The 18,859-nt window shown below is 70.6% G+C and carries 9 protein-coding genes; 3 read left to right on the top strand and 6 right to left on the bottom strand.

Annotated elements, in window-relative coordinates:
* Positions 1–78: 78 nt before the first annotated feature.
* Positions 79–10,371 carry an autotransporter outer membrane beta-barrel domain-containing protein gene (locus J5J86_RS22995; RefSeq protein ID WP_209102478.1) on the top strand — a complete coding sequence of 3,431 codons (10,293 nt, stop codon included), beginning with the start codon at positions 79–81 and terminating at the stop codon, positions 10,369–10,371.
* Positions 10,372–10,621: 250 nt separating this feature from the next.
* Here J5J86_RS22995 and J5J86_RS22990 read toward each other — a convergent pair whose 3' ends face one another.
* Entirely contained in the window at positions 10,622–11,482 is an 861-nt protein-coding gene (locus J5J86_RS22990) for a DMT family transporter (protein ID WP_209102477.1), read from the bottom strand.
* Positions 11,483–11,646: 164 nt separating this feature from the next.
* On the opposite strand from J5J86_RS22990, the gene J5J86_RS22985 reads away from it, so the two are divergent.
* On the top strand, positions 11,647–12,993 hold the full coding sequence (locus tag J5J86_RS22985) for an aminotransferase-like domain-containing protein (RefSeq protein WP_209105513.1): 1,347 nt from the start codon (positions 11,647–11,649) through the stop codon (positions 12,991–12,993).
* A gap of 6 nt (positions 12,994–12,999) precedes the next feature.
* Here J5J86_RS22985 and miaA read toward each other — a convergent pair whose 3' ends face one another.
* Positions 13,000–13,917: a tRNA (adenosine(37)-N6)-dimethylallyltransferase MiaA gene (gene miaA, locus J5J86_RS22980; protein ID WP_209102476.1), complete on the bottom strand. Its 918-nt coding sequence runs from the start codon at positions 13,915–13,917 to the stop codon at positions 13,000–13,002.
* A gap of 21 nt (positions 13,918–13,938) precedes the next feature.
* Here miaA and serB point away from each other — a divergent pair, with 21 nt between their 5' ends.
* Positions 13,939–14,838, top strand: a complete 900-nt coding sequence (serB, locus tag J5J86_RS22975; protein ID WP_209102474.1) for a phosphoserine phosphatase SerB — start codon at positions 13,939–13,941, stop codon at positions 14,836–14,838.
* Between the two features lie 76 nt (positions 14,839–14,914).
* Here the strand turns inward: serB and J5J86_RS22970 are convergent, their stop codons facing one another.
* From J5J86_RS22970 to hflK, 4 genes are all read right to left on the bottom strand, one after another.
* Positions 14,915–16,402 carry a DegQ family serine endoprotease gene (locus tag J5J86_RS22970; protein WP_209102472.1) on the bottom strand — a complete coding sequence of 496 codons (1,488 nt, stop codon included), beginning with the start codon at positions 16,400–16,402 and terminating at the stop codon, positions 14,915–14,917.
* A gap of 127 nt (positions 16,403–16,529) precedes the next feature.
* Positions 16,530–16,718 carry a DUF2065 family protein gene (locus tag J5J86_RS22965; protein ID WP_209102470.1) on the bottom strand — a complete coding sequence of 63 codons (189 nt, stop codon included), beginning with the start codon at positions 16,716–16,718 and terminating at the stop codon, positions 16,530–16,532.
* Between the two features lie 7 nt (positions 16,719–16,725).
* Complete coding sequence (gene hflC / locus J5J86_RS22960) at positions 16,726–17,706, bottom strand: protease modulator HflC (protein WP_209102468.1); 981 nt, start codon at positions 17,704–17,706, stop codon at positions 16,726–16,728.
* Positions 17,703–18,836 carry an FtsH protease activity modulator HflK gene (gene hflK, locus J5J86_RS22955; RefSeq protein WP_209102467.1) on the bottom strand — a complete coding sequence of 378 codons (1,134 nt, stop codon included), beginning with the start codon at positions 18,834–18,836 and terminating at the stop codon, positions 17,703–17,705. The genes hflC and hflK overlap by 4 nt, the downstream gene beginning before the upstream one ends.
* Positions 18,837–18,859 lie beyond the last annotated feature (23 nt).

Here is an 18,859-nt window from a genome sequence, read left to right as displayed (position 1 = left end):
TTCGGTAACGCTGCGACACGTGCGTAAAACGTGGGCAATATGCCGGCCCCCGATCGCCGGCCCTCTGGGGTGGGAACCATGTCCGTCAAGATGCCGGCTTCGCGTCCGTCCGCTCGCCGTACGCGTCAGCTCGCGCTCGCGCTGCTCGCCTCCTGCGCCATCCCGGCCTCGGCGCTGGCCCAGAGCAGCAATGCCACGGTGGGCCCGAACTACCTCCACAATTACCAGCCGGCCGGCTCCAATGGCAGCGGCGGCTATGGCTGCCCGGACAGCAATGGCTACGAGGCCAATGTGGGCGGCGGCCATTCGGGCAGCAACGGCCCCCCCGTCACCGAGACCTATTCCAACACGCTCTCCGGCGGCAGCTCGTATGATGGCACCTTCGTGCTGGCCGGGAGCATCGGCGGCAATGGCGGCGGTGGCGGCAATTCCGACAATGCCGCCTTGTGTCTGGATGGCGGCGCCATCAATGGCGGCAATGGCGCCACCGGCAGCGATGGTGGTACCGTCACCATCACCACCAACAGCGGATCGGGCAATTATTTCTCGGGCACGGCCATCGTCGTCTACAGCAAGGGCGGCAATGGCGGCGATGGCGGCTATTCCAAGACCGATGGCGGCTATGGCGGCTCCGGTGGCCAGGGCGGGCAGGGCGGCCAGGCGCAGCTCACCAATTCCACACCGATCACCACCACCTCCACGGGCGCGGCGGGCCTTGCCGTGCTCTCCGTGGGCGGCAATGGCGGGTCCGGCGGCAATGGCGCCACCGGCGGCAATGGCGGTTCGGGCGGCGCGGGCGGCATCGGCGGCGCGGTCATCCTGAGCAACACCGCCGCGGTGACGGCCCAAAACTCCATAGCCATCTACACTCAGAGCGTGGGCGGCACCGGCGCCGGCGGCGGGTCGGGCGGCGGGGGCTACTGGATCTTCGGCGGCGGCGGCTCGGGCGGTGGCGGCGGCTATGGCGCCGATGCCGGCACGGTCAACGTGACCAATTCCGGCACGCTCACCTCAAATTGGCTGGGCTCGCGCGGCATCGAGGCCCAGTCAGTGGGCGGCGGCGGCGGCGATGCGGGCATTTCCAACGGCCTGAACGCGCTGGGCGCCAATGGCGGCCCGGCGGGTTCGGGCGCGCAGGTCACCGTTTCCAATTCCGGTGCCATCGTCCTCACCAACGGCTCGGCCATCGGCATTGCCGCCCAGTCCGTGGGCGGCGCCGGTGGCACAGGCGGCCTTGCCTATAGCAGCGGCATTACCGGCGTCATCGTCGGCGGCACCGACACGGGCGGGGATGGCGGCGGCGGCGGCAATTCCGGCACCGTGACGGTGAGCAATACCGGCAATATCTGCACCGGCAATTCCTGCAATGGCGGGGCCGCGCCCTCCTCCAGCGCCGGCGGGGCCATGGGCATCCAGGCCCAGTCCATCGGCGGCGGCGGCGGCACTGGCGGCTTCGGCGTCGCCACCTCCATCGTCGGCACGTCCTTCGCCATGGGCGGCAATGGGGGCGCTGGCGGCAATGGCGGGGCCGTCTTCGTCGACAATACCGGCTCCATCACCACCCAGGAGATCAATTCCCCGGCCATCCTCGCCCAGTCCATCGGCGGGGGCGGCGGGTCCGGCGGCGGCGCGCTCTCGCTGTCGCTGAGCGGCACCAGTGGCGCCTCCATTTCCCATGGCGGCGCTGGCGGCACGGGCGGCGCGGCGAGCGCGGTCACCGTGAACTGCACCAGCGGCGATGCGGGCGCCAATTATGGCGCGGCCTGCAACACCTCGGGCGCGAACTGGCTGACCAGCCTCGGCAATGGCTCCATCTCCACCAATGGCACGGGCTCGCCGGGCATCATCGCCCAGTCGCTGGGCGGTGGCGGTGGCCATGGTGGCTATGCGGTGTCGCTGTCCGGCAGCGCGGTGGCGGCCTTCTCCCTGGCGGTGGGCGGCGCGGGCGGCCCGGGCAGCGATGCCGGCAACGTGTTCGCCGGCACGGGTGGCCTCAACATCACCACCAATGGCACGGATTCCCCCGGCGTGGTGGCCCAGTCCATCGGCGGCGGCGGCGGCAATGCGGGGGCGAGCGTCGCGGGCGCCATCGCGCAGGGCGCCTCCATCGCGCTCGCCGTTGGCGCGCCCGGCGGTTCGGGCGGCTATGGCGTGAATGCGGCGGCCATCAACCAGGGCAGCAACATCGTCACCTATGGCGATCGTTCGCCGGGCCTGCTCTCCCAGTCCATCGGCGGCGGCGGCGGCAATGGCGGCGCGGCCATCTCCGCCTCGGCGGGCGAGGTGGCGGCGGTCAATCTGACGCTGGGCGGCACCGGCGGGGCGGGCGGCACGGGCGGGTGGGCCTATGCCTATAACAAGACCGACAGCGGCGCGGCGGGCAGCGCCAACATCACCACCACCGGCTATCAGTCGAGCGCGGTGGTGGTGCAGTCCATCGGCGGCGGCGGCGGCAATGGCGGCTACACCACGGCCCTCACCTTGTCGCTCGGCCCCTCGCTGGGCGCCAATATTGGCGGGCTCGGCGGCAGCGGCAATTATGCCAACACGGTCTTCTTCGAGAATACGGGCGGCACGCTGAGCGCGGCCGGCGGCGGCGCGGCCATCATTCTCGCCCAGTCCATCGGCGGCGGCGGCGGCAATGGCGGCTTCGTGGCCTCGGGCAATGCCAGCCTGGAGGGCTCGGCCACCCTGGCGGTGGGCGGCTCCGGCGGAGACGGCTCATACGCCAATACGGTGCAGGTCACCAATTACGGCGCGATCGTTGCGCCGAGCACGGTGACCACCACCACCACGACTGAGGTGGCCACCACGACCTATGTGACCGAGCAGGTCTTCGCGGGTTACAAGGAAGTCTACGTCTGCACCTACTATTGCTATATGGAACTTGAGCCGGTCTACACGACCGAGCAGGTGGCAGTGACCACCTACACCCCCGTCACCACGACCCAGACGGTGGCGAGCGGCGCCGCCCTTTACGGCAATGCGCCGGGCATTCTCGCCCAGTCCATGGGCGGCGGCGGCGGCTCCGGCGGCTTCGCGGTGGGGGCCTCCATGTCGGGGGCCTATGATGCGAGCCTCGAAGTGGGCGGCTCGGCGGGCTCGGGTGGCTCGGGCGCCGCGGTCACGGTCTATAACGGCAACACCATCACCCTGGTCGGCCCCATGTCGGGCGGCATCGTCGCCCAGTCCGTGGGTGGCGCGGGCGGCACCGGCGGCTTCGCGGTGGGCGGGGGCCTCGAAAGCGGGGTGGCTGCCAATGCCACCATCGGCGGCGGCGGCGGTTCAGGCGGATCGGCGTCCACCGTGTCGGTCACGCAGACGGGCGGCGCGCTCACCACCAATGGCTCGCAATCCCCCGCCATCACGGCGCAGTCCATCGGCGGGGCGGGCGGCGCGGGTGGCTGGGACGTGGCCGGCTCGCTGGCGGGCGGCGCCTCGGCGGCGGTGGCCCTGGGCGGCACCGGCGGCAGCGGCGGCACGGCGGGCGGCGTGACGGTGGTGCTGGATTCCGGCGCGCCCATCACCACGGCGGGCCTCATCTCCCCCGGCATCGTGGCCCAGTCCATCGGCGGGTCCGGCGGTGCGGGCGGCTTCAGCGCCGGGGCGGCGGGCTCCATCGTGTTCGCAGCGGACGTCACCCTGGCGGGCAATGGTGGCTCGGGCGGGGGCTCGGGCGCGGTAAAGGTGACCTCCAACTCCCTCGTCACCACCTCCTATGACCAGTCCATCGGCATTCTCGCCCAGTCCATCGGCGGCAATGGCGGCAATGGCGGCTTCGCCCTTGCGGGCGCCGGGTCCACCGGCGGCGGCGATGCCAAGGTGTCCGTGGGCGGGGCGGCGGCCACCGGCGGCTCGGGCGGCTCGGGGCAGACGGCGGGGTCGGTGACCGTCTACGCCACCAATATCTCCACCCAGGGTTATGAATCCATCGGCATCCTCGCCCAGTCCATCGGCGGCTCCGGCGGCAATGGCGGGTCGAGTCGGGCCTTCTCCGTGTCGGGCGCCGGCTCCGAGGTGGACGGCTATTCCGCCTCCGTGGCCATTGGCGGCGCAGGGTCCTCCGGCGGCTATGGCGGCTCGGTCACGGTGCAGCAGGTCGGCGGCGTGCAGGTGGGCACCGGCTCGGTGACCAGCGACCTCGCCCCCGGCATCTTCGCCCAGTCCGTGGGCGGCTCGGGCGGCAATGGCGGCTCGGCCGATGCCAATGCCATCGCCAGCACGGCCTCTGTCTCGGTCGCCATCGGCGGCGGCGGCGGGCAGGGCAGCAATGGCGGCAACGTTTCCGCCCAGTCCAATAGCGGCCTCAATTCCGGGTCGGTGGTGACCTATGGCGCGCAGTCGCCGGGCGTGATCGGCCAGTCCATCGGCGGCGGCGGCGGCAATGGCGGCTGGTCGCAGGCCACCGCCTCCTCCAACCAATATGCGGCGGGCATCGCCATTGGCGGCTATGGCGCGGGCGGCGGCGCGGGCGGCACGGTGACGCTCGATGTGGGCGGCGCGGTGGTGACCCATGGGGATCATTCCGCGGCTTTGTTCGCCCAGTCCGTGGGCGGTGGCGGCGGCAATGGCGGGGCGGCCTCTTCCACCACCACGGCGGGGCAAGGCAGCGAACTGACCGGCGGTGTCACCTCGGTGGCGGGCGCGGGCGTGGCCAATGACGTGAACAACGTCAATTCCGCCCTTTCCAACACCAATTCCTCCGACAAGGGCGCCTCCACCGCCAGCAAGACCCAGCCGGACAACGGCATCGCGGTATCGTTGGCCATTGGCGGCAATGCGGGCCAGGGCGGCGGGGGCAATACGGTCTCCGTCACGTCCACCGGCGCGCTCCAGACCTATGGCGACCTGTCCCACGGCATTTTCGCCCAGTCGGTCGGCGGCGGCGGCGGCAATGGCGGCTCGTCCAGCACCAATGCGGATGGCAGCTCCTATGCCGCCTCGGTGACGCTGGGGGGCGGCGCCGGGACGGGCGGCACGGGCGGAGGCGTCACGGTCGATCTCGAGGGCACCGCCGGCAACATCTACACCAGCGGCCAGCAGGCCTATGGCATCTTCGCCCAGTCGGTGGGCGGCGGCGGCGGCAATGGCGGCTCGGCCACCAACAGCGCCACCGGCGGCCAGGCGGCCGTGTCCTTCAGCCTCGGCGGCAACGGCGCCAGCGGGGCGACGGGCGGCAGTGTGACGGTGGAAGGCAACGTCAGCTCGGTCATAAACACGCTGGGGGCGGGCGCCATCGGCCTGTTCGCCCAGTCGGTGGGTGGCGGTGGCGGCTCCGGCGGCTCCAGCACCACGGCGTCCTCCGCTCCGGGCGTGCAGTCCGGCGGCGGGGGCAGCTCCTCCGCTTCCACGGGCAGCACCAGCGGCTCGGCCAGTTCCTCGCAGACGGCCTCAAGCGCCGGCAATAATGGCGGCACCAACGCGGCCCAGGCGGGTGCGGACGGCGGCAGCGGCACCAGCGGCGGCAATTCGCTGGCCATGAGCATGGGCGGCTCGGCCGGCACCGGCGGCGATGGCGGCAGCGTCACCGTCACCAATGATGCCCTCATCTTCACCGGCATCCCGCTGACTTCGCTCAGCGTCACGGCCCCGCCGGACAATGCGCCGGCCCTGCTGGCCCAATCGGTGGGCGGCGGCGGCGGCAATGGCGGCTCAAGCACGTCGAATGCCTCCGCCAACGAGCACGCGGTCTCCCTGGCGCTCGGCGGCTCCGGCGGCTCGGGCGGCACGGGTGGCGAGGTCCAGGTCACTACGGTGGGCACGCTGCAGACGGCGGGCAACAATTCCGCGGCGCTCATCGCCCAGTCGGTGGGCGGCGGCGGCGGCAATGGCGGCTCCTCTTCCACCACCACCTCCACGGGCGGCACCATGTCGCTCGCCCTCGGCCTGGGGGGCAACGGATCGGGCGGCGGCGACGGCGGCACCGTCACTGTGACGGTGAATGTACCGGTATCCGTGAACGGGTTGAAGGGCATCGTCACCTCCGGGGCCAATTCCACCGGCATCTTCGCCCAGTCGGTGGGCGGTGGCGGCGGCACGGGTGGCGCCTTCATTTCCTCCGCCACCGGCGGCAGCAGCTCCAGTTCCTCAAGCAGCAACAGCGCCAGCGGCAAGGCGGGTTCCAGCTCGTCTTCGGCCTCCAGTGGCGTCGCGCTTTCCATGGGCCTTGGTGGCTCCGGCGGCGGCGGGGGCGGCGGCGGTAACGTCACGGTCACGGCGACCGCGCAGGTCAACACCAACGGCGCGCAGTCCCACGGCATCTTCGCCCAATCCGTGGGCGGGGGCGGCGGCGCGGGCGGTTCCAGCACCACCAATGCCAATAGCGGCAGCTATGCGGTGAGCCTCGGCCTCGGCGGGTCGGGCGGCACCGGCGGCGCGGGCGGCACCGTCTCGCTGACGCAGAACGCCACCACCATCACGCAGGGCGCCATGTCCTATGGCCTCTTCGCCCAATCGGTGAGCGGCGGCGGCGGCTTCGGCGGCGCCAGCAACGCCACCTCCGCCAGCGGCGGCGAGGCCAATATCGGCGTTGCCCTGGGCGGCTCCGGCGCGTCGAGCCTGCCCGGCGGCACCGTGACCCTCACCGCCAATGGCGGCGTGCAGACCAACGGCGCCAACGCCATCGCCATTCTCGGCCAGTCCATCGGCGGCGGCGGCGGCGCGGGCGGCTCGTCCACCTCCAGCACGTCCAATGGCAACATTTCCGCCTCCCTGGGCCTTGGCGGGTCCGGCGGCACGGGCAATGACGGCGGCGCGGTGACGGTCTCGGCCTATTCCGCCATCCTGACCAATGGCGCAAACGCCGCGGGCCTGGTGGCCCAATCCATCGGCGGCGGCGGCGGCATTGGCGGCTCGTCCACGGGCGGGGCGGGCGGCGGCGGCGACACCACCGCGTCCCTCGCATTGGGCGGCACGGGCGGGGCGGCCGGCGATGGCGGCGCCGTCTCGCTCACCTTGGACAATTACGGCTCCGGCACCACCCTCACCACTTATGGTGCCTACTCCTATGGCCTCGTCGCCCAGTCGGTGGGTGGCGGCGGCGGCATGGGCGGCTCCAGCAATGGCAGCGCCACCGGCTCAGGCGACGTGACCGCGACGCTCTCTTTGGGCGGGTCCGGCACCTCCGGTGGCGCCGGCGGCGCTGTCACCGTCAATACGGACAATGCCCACACCGTCACCTATGGCCTCGGCGCGGTGGGTGTGCTCGTGCAGTCCATTGGCGGCGGCGGCGGCGCAGGCGGCACCAGCGACGTGAGCGCGACCGGCGGCAATGCCACCAGCGGCGCCTATGCGGCGGGCCTGGCGCTCGGCGGCAACGGCTCCGGCGGCGGGGCGGGCGGCACGGCGCTCGTGAACAATTGGATGAGCACGGCCACCGTGGGCGCCATGGCGCCGGCGGTGCTGGTGCAGTCCATTGCCGGCGGCGGCGGCCTCGCCGCCAGCACCACGAGCATTTCCGGCAATGCCAATACCAGCTCGGTGACGATGACGCTGGGCGGCACCAACGGCCTCGGCGCGCAGGCCGGGACGGTGACGCTGAACAATTACGGCCCGGTCCAGACCTCGGGCATGGATTCCCACGGCATCATGGCCCAGTCCATTGCCGGCGGTGGTGGCTATGCCAGCACGCTGCTGAGCGGCGACGGCACCGCCGATGTCACCATCGACTATGACACGACGCTCGGCGCCAACGGCACCGGCAGCGGCGATGCCAACACCGTCTTTGCCCTCTATGGCAACAATATCGTCACCGCCGGCACCCGTGCCATCGGCCTCATCGCCCAGTCCATCGGCGGTGGTGGTGGGGTGACGGGCCTGCCCATCGAGAGCCAGTCCAGCAGCACCTTCAACGGCACGGTCACCCTGGGCGGGTCCGCCGGCGGGGCGGGCCTGGGCGTGACGGTTCAGGGCGTGAATGGCTGGTCGGTGTCCACCAGCGGCAATTATGCCCATGGCCTCGTGGCGCAGAGCATTGGCGGCGGCGGCGGCATTTCCACCTTGCCGGCGCAAACCCTGGTGCTTGGTGGCACCGGCGGCGGGGCGGGCGGCACCGTGAGCGTCTCCACCACGGGCAAGATCAACACCACCGGCGGGGCGGCCATCGGCATCATCGCCCAGTCCATTGGCGGCGGCGGCGGCGTGGGCAAGGCCGAGGCCGCGGTCCAGTTCGCCGGCACCTCCGGCGATGCCAATACGGTCACCGTCACGGTGGGTGGCGTCATCAAGACCACCGGCACCAATGCGGTGGGTGTGCTCGCCCAGTCCATCGGCGGCGGCGGCGGCGCGGCCATCGCCGACAATACCGCGCTGACCTACACCGGGCCGAGCGCCTCCGGCACCAGCGGGGCGGTGACGGTGAATGTGAACGCGGACATCACCACCTCCGGGCAGGGCGCTTATGGCGTCATCGCCCAGTCGGTGAGCGATGGCGGCGGCCTCGTCATGAATGGCGCGGCCATGGAGCTGGTGAACGGCAATTCCACCGCCGGCGGCAAGGTCACCTACAATCAGGCCAATGGCGTCACCGTGAGCGCCACCGGCGTCGGGGCGACCGCCGTCTATACCCAGGGGCCGGCCGATCCCATCCTGAACATCGGTGTCGGCGCGCAGGTCATTGGCGGCGTGGGTGGCACCGCCATCACCAGCGATGGCGCGCAAACCACGCTCACCTCCTATGGCAGCCTCTCCACCGTGGATGGCGCCGAGGGCCTGGCCATCCGCACCCTCAATGGCTTCGCCGAAGTGGTGAATGGTGGCACCATCACCGGCAATGTCTCGCTGCAATCGGGCGCGGCGAACACGGTGATGAACCTCGCCGGCGGCACCATCGCCTCCGGCTCCTCCTTCGATCTCGGCGGCTCTGGCAACGTGCTCACCAATGCCGGGACGCTCCGCAGCGCCGCCGCGAACCTTGGAACGGTCGGCCTCACCGGTTCGCTGGTGCAGACCTCCTCCGGCGTGCTGGTGGTGCGGGCAGACCAGACCACCGGGCTTGCGGACCGCTTCTCCATCGCGGGCAGCGCCAGCCTTTCCGGCGGGGTGCTGGGTGTGGTGGCCAATCCGGGCCTTGCCCGGCCCGGGCATTACGATGCCGCTTTCCTGAGCGCCACGGGCGGCCTTTCGGTCTCCGGCCTGGTGGCGATGGGCGACACCGCCATGCTCGATTTCTCGGTGAGCCAGACCAGCGGCGGACTGAGCCTCGGCACCACCATCGACTTCACCCCGACCGGGCTCTCGGGCCTCGGCACCGGCCTCGGCGCGCTGGTGGGCGCCATTCAGGAACAGGGCTCCTCGTCCTTGTTCGAGGCCATCGTGCCGGCCCTGCTGGCGCAGCCGACCGTCGGGGGGCTGGAGCAGGCCTACCAGTCGGTGGGCGGCGGCGCGGTGTCGCTGGTGCCCATGACCATCCTGAACTCCGCCTCCGCCTCCATGGCCAGCATCACCACCCAGATGGACCTCTGGCGCATGGGCCTGCGGCCGTCTTCGACGGCGCTGTCCTACGCCACCGCCCCCGCCGCCAGCAGCGCGGCCCCGGAGGCGGGCAGCACCGGCAACCGCTATTTCTGGGGCGCGCCTGTGGGCGCCGTCACCACCGGGGGCGGGCTGTCCGGCTCGTCCTTCGGCGGCACGGTGGGCCTGGATGGGGAATTGGCCAACGGCAATGCGCTCGCCGGGGCGGCGATCAATTTCTCCACCACCAATCTGTGGGCGGACGATTACGGCGCCTCCGTCTCCACCTCCTATGGCGGCTTCAGCGTCTATGGCCTGCATCAGTGGGGGCCGGCTTATGTGTCGGCCATCGCGACCTTGGGCTATGGCAGTGCCAATTTCGACCGCAACCTCTATAATCTCGGCCTCAACCTCGCCACGACCTCGGGCCTCGACGGCATGGTGCTCGGCGGGCGGATCGAGGTGGGCTACAGCTTCGCCATGGGCGGTGGCATGCAGGTGACGCCGTTCCTGGCCTTCCAGCCGAGCCAGTTGTGGCTCGGCTCGGGCTCGGAGGTGTTCAGCCTCGGGCGCGGCCTGAGCTATGACAGCGGCTCGGTCACTGCGCTGCCGCTCTATGTGGGCCTGCAATGGGACGGGCAATGGACGCTCGGCAACGGCCAGCGCATCGCGCCTTATGTGCGCGCCGCCTGGATGCATGACTTCAGCCCGGATCGTGGCGTCTCCCGCAGCTTCGCCGAGCTGCCGGGCTTCGCCTTCACCGGCTCACCCATCCCGACGGTGGCCAATGCGGCCGATCTCCATGCGGGCCTGCAATTCGCGGCCGGCCCGAACGCGGTGCTCTCCGCCGGCTTCGATGCGCAATTGGCGGACAGCTATTCCACCATTGGCGTGTCCGGCAGCTTCCGCGTGCGGTGGTGAGCCTCGTGGGTCGCTTGGCCCCGGTCACAGACCGGGGCTGACGGCCCCAAGCCCGCGCGGCGTCTGAGCGTTGCCCATTTGGCACCGGTCGCAGGCCGGTGCTGAGGGCACGAAGCCCCGCGCGGCGTCTGAGCGTTGCCCGCTTGGCCCCGGTCACGGACCGGGGCTGACGGCCCCAAGCCCGCGCGGGGTCTGAGCGTTGCCCGCTTGGCCCCGGTCACGGACCGGGGCCAACGGCAAAAACCTCCCCTCAAGCGAACCGCTTGGCGCCGGCGACGCAGCCCATGACCAGAGCGGCGGTGGCCACCATGGTCCAGGCCACCGGCTCGCCCAGCACCAAAGCGGCCAAGGCCAGGCCGAAGAAGGGCTGGAGCAGCTGCAACTGCCCCACCCGGGCAATGCCGCCCAGCGCCAGGCCGCGATACCAGAAGACGAAGCCGATCATCATGGAGAACAGGGCCACATAGCCAAGGCCCAGCCAGGCCGGCGCCTGCACCTGCCCGAAGCCGTCCGGCCGCGTGGCGAAGGCCAGGGCCGCCATGACCGGCAAGGACAGGACCAGCGCCCAGGAAATCACCTGCCAGCCGCCGAGCCGCCGGGAGAGGCGCGCGCCTTCCGCATAGCCAAGGCCGCACACCGCCACCGCCGCCAGCATGAGCAGGTCGCCCTTGGGGGACAGCGCCCCGCCGCCGCCCAGCGCGAACCCCGCCACCGCCGCCGCTCCCGCCACCGAGAACAGCCAGAAGGCCGGACGCGGCCGCTCGCCCGCCCGCGCCACCGCGCACAGAGCGGTGGCCAGCGGCAGCAGGCCGATGAAGACAATGGAATGGGCAGAGGTGACGTGCTGCAAGGCCAGGGCGGTCAAGAGCGGAAAGCCCGCCACCACGCCCAGCGCCACGATGGCGAGGGAGACGAGGTCTTGCCGCTCCGGCCGCGTCTGCTTGAAGGCGAGCAGCAGCAGCCCGCCCAGCAGCGCCGCGATGACGGCGCGGGCCGAGGTGAGGAAGAGCGGTGAGAAGCCCTGGACGGCGACGCGGGTGGCCGGCAGGGAGCCGCTGAAGATGAGGACGCCGGCAAGCCCGCTCAGCCATCCTTCGTTCCCGCGCGCCATAGGGCACCTCGCTGCGTCTCTTGTTCCCAAGGCGATCCTCATAGGCCCGCCGGGCTTCCTTCCCCAGTCACGGAGCGATACAGTTATATCAAACTGTATGGATACGATGAGGCATACACTTGAGCGCGCAGAACGCAGCCTCGGCGGGTCAGACCGAGCGCGCCATGGCCGCCATCCGACGCCGCATGACCAGCCGCATGCTGGCGAGCGGCGAGAAGCTGCCCTCCATCCGCGCCTTGGCGCGCGAGCTTCACGTTTCGCCCTCCACCGTGGTGGAGGCCTATGACCGGCTGGTGGCGGAGGGGGCGGTGCGCGCCCGGCCCGGCTCCGGCTTCTATGTGGCTGGGTCCGTGGCGCCCTTCGCCCTTTCGGAGGCGGCACCGCGCACGGACCGGGCGGTGGATCCGCTCTGGGTCTCCCGCCAGTCACTTGACGCCCCCTCCGATGCCCTCCGGCCCGGCTGCGGCTGGCTGCCCGCCGACTGGATGCCACAGGAGGCGCTGCGCCGTGCGATCCGAGGGCTCGCCAAGGCGCCGGATGCGCTGCTGACGGATTATGGCGGCAGCCGGGGCGCGCTGGCCCTGCGCCAGATGCTGGTGCGCCACTGCGCGGCGGAGGGCATCGCGGCGGGGGCGGATCAGGTGCTGCTCACCGCCTCCGGCTCCCAGGCGCTGGAATTGGTGTGCCGCTTCCTCTTGCAGCCCGGCGACACGGTGCTGGTGGACGATCCCTGCTATTTCAACTTCCAGGCCCTGTTGCGGGCGCACCGGGTGAAGCTGGTGGGGGTGCCTTATGGGGCGAGCGGGCCGGACACGGACCGCTTCGCGGAGGCGCTCGCCACCCACCGGCCCCGGCTCTATCTGACCAATTCCGCCCTCCATAACCCCACCGGCGCGAGCCTGACCTTCCCCGTCGCCCACCGCCTGCTGACGCTCGCCGCGGCCCATGATTTGACGGTCGTCGAGGACGACATCTTCGCCGACCTGGAGCCCGATCCCTCGCCCCGCCTTGCCGCACTGGACGGGCTGGCGCGGGTGATCCGGGTGGGCAGCTTCTCCAAGACGCTCTCGGCCTCGGTGCGCACAGGCTATGTGGTGGCGCGGCGGGATTGGATCGAGGGGCTGGTGGACCTCCAGGTGGCCACCAGCTTCGGCGGGCCGAGCCCGCTGGCGGTGGAGATTGTCTCCCGCGTGCTGGCGGACGGCAGTTATCGCAAGCATCTGGCGATGCTGCGCCCGCGCCTCGCCCGGCGCCGGCGGGAGGTGGCGGCGCGCCTCGCGGGGCTGGGCGTGCGGCCGGTGCTGGAGCCGCGCGGCGGCTTCCTGCTCTGGTGCCGCTTGCCCGAGCGGCGCGACGGGGCGGCGGTGGCCCGCCGCGCCCTGGAGGAGGGCATGGTCCTGGCGCCTGGAAATGTCTTCTCGGTCAGCCAGACCGCCGGCGATTTCATGCGCTTCAACGTGGCCCAGATGGGGCCGGACGCTTTCGATAGCCTTGCCCGCGCCCTCGCCTGACGGCGCTCAGGCGCCCGACAGCGCGGCCGTGAGGGTCTCCAGCGCCCCCTCGGGATGGGTGCGGGGCCAGTCCTTCATCTGGTGGCGGAACCAAGTGACCTGGCGCTTGGCATAGCGGCGGGTGTCGGCCTGGCCCTCGGCGATGGCCGCTTCCCGACTCATCTCTCCAACGAGGTATCGGGTGAGAGCCGGCACCCCGTGGGCCTTCAGGATCGGACGAGCGGCCGGCAGATGCCGGGCGGCGAGCGCGGCCACCTCATCCAACGCACCCGCCGCCATCATGGCCTCGAATCGGGCATCAATGCGCGCCCGCAAGACCTCCCGCTCCACCTCCAGGACCACGCGCGCGCAGCGCTCCGGCGCCAGCGGGGCAGGGCCCTGCGCCTGCTGCCAGGCGGCAAGCGGCCGGCCGGTTGATTCCACCACCTCCAGCGCCCGCAGCACCCGCTGCCGGTCGGCGGGGGCGAGGCGGGCGGCGCCGTCGGCGTCCCGCGCGACAAGGCACTGGTGGAGGGCAGCGTCGGACAGGCCTTCCGCCTCGGCGCGCAGGGCCGCGCGCACCTCTTCCGGAATGGGCGGCACGGCGGCCAGACCCTGGGTGAGCACGCGGAAATAAAGGCCGGTGCCACCAATGAAGATGGGCAGCCGCCCCTGCGCCCGCGCATCGGCGAGGGTGGCCAGGGCATCGTCCAGCCAGCGGCCGGCGGAATAGTCAGTGTCCGCGTCCACGTGGCCATAGAGGCAATGGGGCACGCGGGCTTCCTCCGCCTCGGTGGGGCGGGCGGTGATGATGCGCAGGTCGCCATAGACCTGCATGGAATCGGCATTGATGACCACGCCGCCCGTGCGCTCCGCCAAGGCGAGGGCCACGGCGGACTTGCCGCTGGCCGTTGGACCTGCGATGAGCACCGCCTCAGGCTTCAAGGCTTCCTCACTGGATCTGCCATGGTTTATGTCGCGACCCTTATCTCAAATCCCGCCGATGCGCTGCTCTCGCGTGATCTCCTGATCGCCGCCCGCTCCGTGCTGCCGGAGGCCGGCGAGCCGCACATCCTTGAGCCGGAGGTGGCCGCCGACATCCCGTTCGACCCGCAGCTCGGCGCCGATCCCCGCCTGCTGGCGGACACGGTGCGCGCGGCGCTGGGGGACGCGCCCATCGACGTGGTGGTGCAACTTGCTGCCGGCCGGCGCAAGCGCCTGTTCATCGCGGACATGGATTCCACCATGATCGGCCAGGAATGCATCGACGAACTGGCCGATGTGGTGGGCATCAAGGCGCATGTGGCTGAGATTACCGAGCGCGCCATGCGCGGCGAGATCGCCTTCGAGCCGGCCCTGCGCGAGCGGGTGGGGCTGCTGAAGGGCCTTGCCACCGACGTGGTGAAGGACGTTCTGGCCGAGCGCATCCGCCTGACCCCCGGCGGTCCGATCCTGGTGGCCACCATGAAGGCCCACGGCGCCTATGCGGCCCTCGTCTCGGGCGGCTTCACGCTGTTCACCGGCCCGGTGGCGGCCATGATCGGCTTCGACGAGAACCGCGCCAACATCCTGGACGTGGAAGACGGCAAGCTGACCGGCCGCGTGGTGGAGCCGATCCTCGGCCGCGAGGCGAAGACCGCCACCCTCATCGAACTGCGCGACCGCCTGCACCTCGCCCCGTCCGAGACCATGGCGGTGGGCGATGGCGCCAATGATCTGGGCATGCTCGGGGAGGCCGGCATCGGCGTCGCCTACCATGCCAAGCCCAAGGTTGCGGAAGCCGCCCACGCCCGCATCGACCATGGCGACCTGACGGCACTGCTCTACATGCAGGGCTATACCCACGAGGAAATCCGCCAGGGCTGACGTCCTTCACCCGGTCCCCAAATGAAAACGCCCGACTGCACGCGCAGCCGGGCGTTTTTCATGGAGGGGAGGGCGATCAGTTCAGCGGCACGGCCGCGAACTGCATCTGGCCGTCGGGATTGGCCACCAGCAGCAGCACGGACTTCTTGTCGCCCTTGCGCAGGCCGTCGAGTCGCTTGGCCACGTCCTCGGGATTGGCCACCGTCTCCTGGCCCACTTCCACCAGCACCTGGCCGGGCTTGAGGCCCTTCTCGGCGGCGGCGGAGGTGCGGTCGACGTTCAGGATCACGACGCCCTTCACGCTGTCCTTGATCTTGAAGCGCTTGCGCAGCTCGTCAGTGAGCGGGGACAGCTCCATGCCCAGCACGCGCTTCAGGTCGGCCTTGGGCGCGTCGGGGGCCTTGCCCTCGGCGGCGGGCTTCTCGTCCTCCGGCATGCGGGCGATGGTGAGCTTGAGCGTCTCTTCCTTGCCCTTGCGGACCACCACCACATCCACCTGCTTGCCCACCGGCGTGTCGGCCACGAGGCGGGGCAGGTCGCGCATTTCCTTCACGTCCTTGCCGTCGAAGCGGATCACCACGTCGCCGGCCTTGATGCCGCCCTTTGCGGCGGGGCCATCATCGCTCACCCCGCCCACCAGCGCACCGCGCGCCTTGCCGAGGCCGAGCGTCTCGGCGATCTCGTCGGTGACCGCCTGGATGCGCACGCCGATCCATCCGCGCCGCACTTCCTTGAACTGCTCGAGCTGGGCCAGAACGGGAGCGGCGGTGGAGGAGGGCACCGAGAAACCGATGCCGATGGAGCCGCCCGAGGGGGAGATGATGGCGGTGTTCACGCCGACCACCTCGCCATCCATGTTGAACAGCGGGCCGCCTGAATTGCCGCGATTGATGGCGGCGTCGGTCTGGAGAAAATTGTCGTAGGGGCCGGAATTGATGTTGCGGTTTCGGGCCGAGACCACGCCCACGGTCAGCGTGCCGCCAAGGCCGAACGGGTTGCCGATGGCCATCACCCAGTCGCCCACCCGCATCTTGTCGGAGTCGCCGAACTTCACCGAGGTGAGCGGCTTCTCCGGCTTCACCCGCAGAAGGGCGAGGTCCGTCTTGGGATCGCGGCCCACCAGCTCGGCCTTGAGCTTGGTGCCGTCATTGAAATTCACATAGATTTCGTCGGCGTCGGCGATGACGTGGTTGTTGGTGGCGATCAGGCCGGCCGGGTCGATGACGAAGCCGGAACCCAGCGACGACACCTTGCGGGAGCGGTTCTGAGGGGCGCCGTCGCCATCCTCCTGGCCACCGCGGCGCTTGAAGAATTCGTCGAACAGATCCTCCAGCGGCGAGCCCGGCGGCAGCTGGGGCGTCGGCACGGAGCGGGAGGCGGCCACGTTCTGGGACGTGGAGATGTTGACCACCGCGTCCATAACCCGCTCGGCGGTGTCGGCGACGGTGTCCGGCCCTTTGGTGGAGGCGGCAAGGGCGCGATGGGGCACCGCGGCTCCGGCCAGGAGGCCGAGCACCAAAGCGGGAGCCAGCAGCGCGGAGAAAGCGCGGAAAGCAGTGGGCATGACCTCTCCTCGCAGAGCGCGAAACAGCAGCGACTATAGACCGTCCCGGAAGGACGGACAGGAGCGGGGGGACAGGCCACCCGCTCCCGCGTGTCCGAGGGGAATCCCGCGCACGGCTGGGGCGCCCTCAGGCGCTGCGCACCAGCCAGACCACGATGACACCCACGGCGCCGACCACGAGGCCGGCGACGCGCAACGGTGTCTCCGGCGCCTTCATCACCGCCTGGATGGCACTGCGCCATGCCCGAGGGAAAGCGGCAAGGCACAATCCCTCGATCACGAGCAGGAGCCCGACGGCGGCGAGGAGGTCCCGCATCTGGACCTCAGCGGGCCGGCGCGGGCAGGGCCGGCGCCGTCGAGGCCGGCGCCGGCGGGGCCGCGCTCAGAGGCGTTGCGGCCGGCGCGGCCTGCGGCGGAACGGGAAGCCGGGTGCCGCCGAACGGGTCGGTCAGGTAGCGGAAGAAAGCGGTGCTCTCCGGCGCCACCAGCATTCGGGTGTCACCCGCCTTCAGGCTGGCATCATAGGCCTGCATGGAGCGGTAGAAGCCGAAGAAGTCGGGGTCCCGCCCATAGGCGTCGGCGAAGATGCGGTTGCGTTCCGCATCGCCCTCACCGCGCACCTGCTCGCCCTTGGAATTGGCCTCGGCGAGCACGATGGTGGCCTCGCGGTCGGCCCGGGCCCGGGTGCGCTGGGCCGCCTCGTTGCCCTGCGCGCGGATCTCGGCGGCTTCCCGCTGGCGCTCCGTCTGCATGCGCTGGAACACCGCCTGGCTGTTGGCTTCCGGCAGGTCCGCGCGGCGGATGCGGACATCCACCACGGTGATGCCGAAATTGGCCGCCTCGCGGTTCACCTGTTCGCTGATGCGATGCATCAGGCCTTCGCGATCGTCGCGCACGACGGTCATGAAGTTGCTTTCGCCAAGCACGCGCCGCAGTGCGGAGTTGAGCACGGTGGCGAGGCGCGAATTGGCCGCCTCCACGGTGCCCGCCGCCTGGTAGAATTTCAGCGCGTTGGTGATGCGGTAGCGCGCGAAGGCGTCCACCACCAGGCGCTTCTGGTCGGAGGCGATCACCTCCTGGGAGGGGTTTTCCAGGTCCAGGATGCGGTTGTCGATATAGACCACGTTATCGATGAACGGCACCTTCCAGTGCAGGCCCGGCGTGGTGATGGGCGGCTGGGGATTGCCGAGCCGCAGCACCAGGGCCTGCTGGGTCTGGCTGACCGTGAAGGCCGAGGAATAGACGCCGACCACGACGAGGGCGGCGATGATGGCGAAGACGCCGCCGAAAATGGGGTTTTTCATCGGGCGGCTCCCTGCGGCTGGGCGCCTGCGGCGGGGGCCGCGGGCCGGCGGGCGAGTTCGTTCAGGGGCAGATAGGGCACGACGCCGGTCTGGCTTCCACCATTCTGGTCGACAATGACCTTGTCCATGCCGCCAAGCACGCGCTCCAGGGTCTCGAAATACATGCGCTGGCGGGTCACGTCCTTCGCCTTCACATATTCATCATAGATCTTGAGGAAGCGGGCCGCCTGGCCGCGCGCCTCGACCACAGTCCGCTCGCGATAGGCCTGGGCGGCGTTCTCGATGCGGGAGGCCTCGCCGCGCGCCTCGGGCACGACGCGATTGGCATAGGTCTGGGCTTCGTTCTGGGCACGCTCGGCATCGGCGCGGGCGGCCTGGACGTCGCGGAAGGCGTCGATGACCTGGGCCGGCGGATCCACCTTCTGGAGCTGGACTTGGGTCACGCGCACGCCGACGCCATACTGGTCGAGGGTGCGCTGCATGAGATCCTGCACGCCGGTCTCGATGCCCTGGCGGGCGCCGGTGAGGATGGGCTGGATGTCCGTGCGCCCGATGACCTCGCGCATGGCGCTTTCCGCCACCGCCTTGATGGTGCCCTCGGGATTCTGGACGTTGAAGAGATAATTCTCGGCGTTCGAGATCACCCAGAAGACCGCGAAGTCCACGTCGACGATATTCTCGTCGCCGGTCAGCATCAGGCTCTCTTCCGGCACGTCGCGCACCACGGTGGAGCCGCGGCGGGGATCGTCGGTCAGGCGCATGCCGATGTCGAGGCGGTTCACGCGCGTCACCTTGGGAGTGAGCACGGTCTCGATCGGGTAGGGCAGGTGATAGTTGAGGCCCGGCTGCGTGATCTGCACGAAGCGGCCGAAGCGCAGCACCACGCCCTGCTCATCGGGCTCGACCCGATAGAAGCCGGACAGCAGCCAGCCGCCGATCAGCAGGGCAATGATCAGGATGATGCCCTTGCTGCCCATGGAGCCTGGAACCATGTGTCGCAGGCGGTCCTGGCTGCGGCGGATCAGGTCTTCGATGTCCGGAGGCGTTGGACCAGAGGAGGAAGGCCCCGAGCCCCAGGGACCTCTCGGCCCGCTCCCCCACGGGCCACCGCTCTGATTTTTCCACGACATCCGTTGTCTCCCTCGGGGCGCAG

The organism is Aquabacter sp. L1I39, assembly GCF_017742835.1.
Taxonomy (GTDB): domain Bacteria; phylum Pseudomonadota; class Alphaproteobacteria; order Rhizobiales; family Xanthobacteraceae; genus L1I39.
This window is presented reverse-complemented; position numbering and strand designations above follow the sequence as displayed.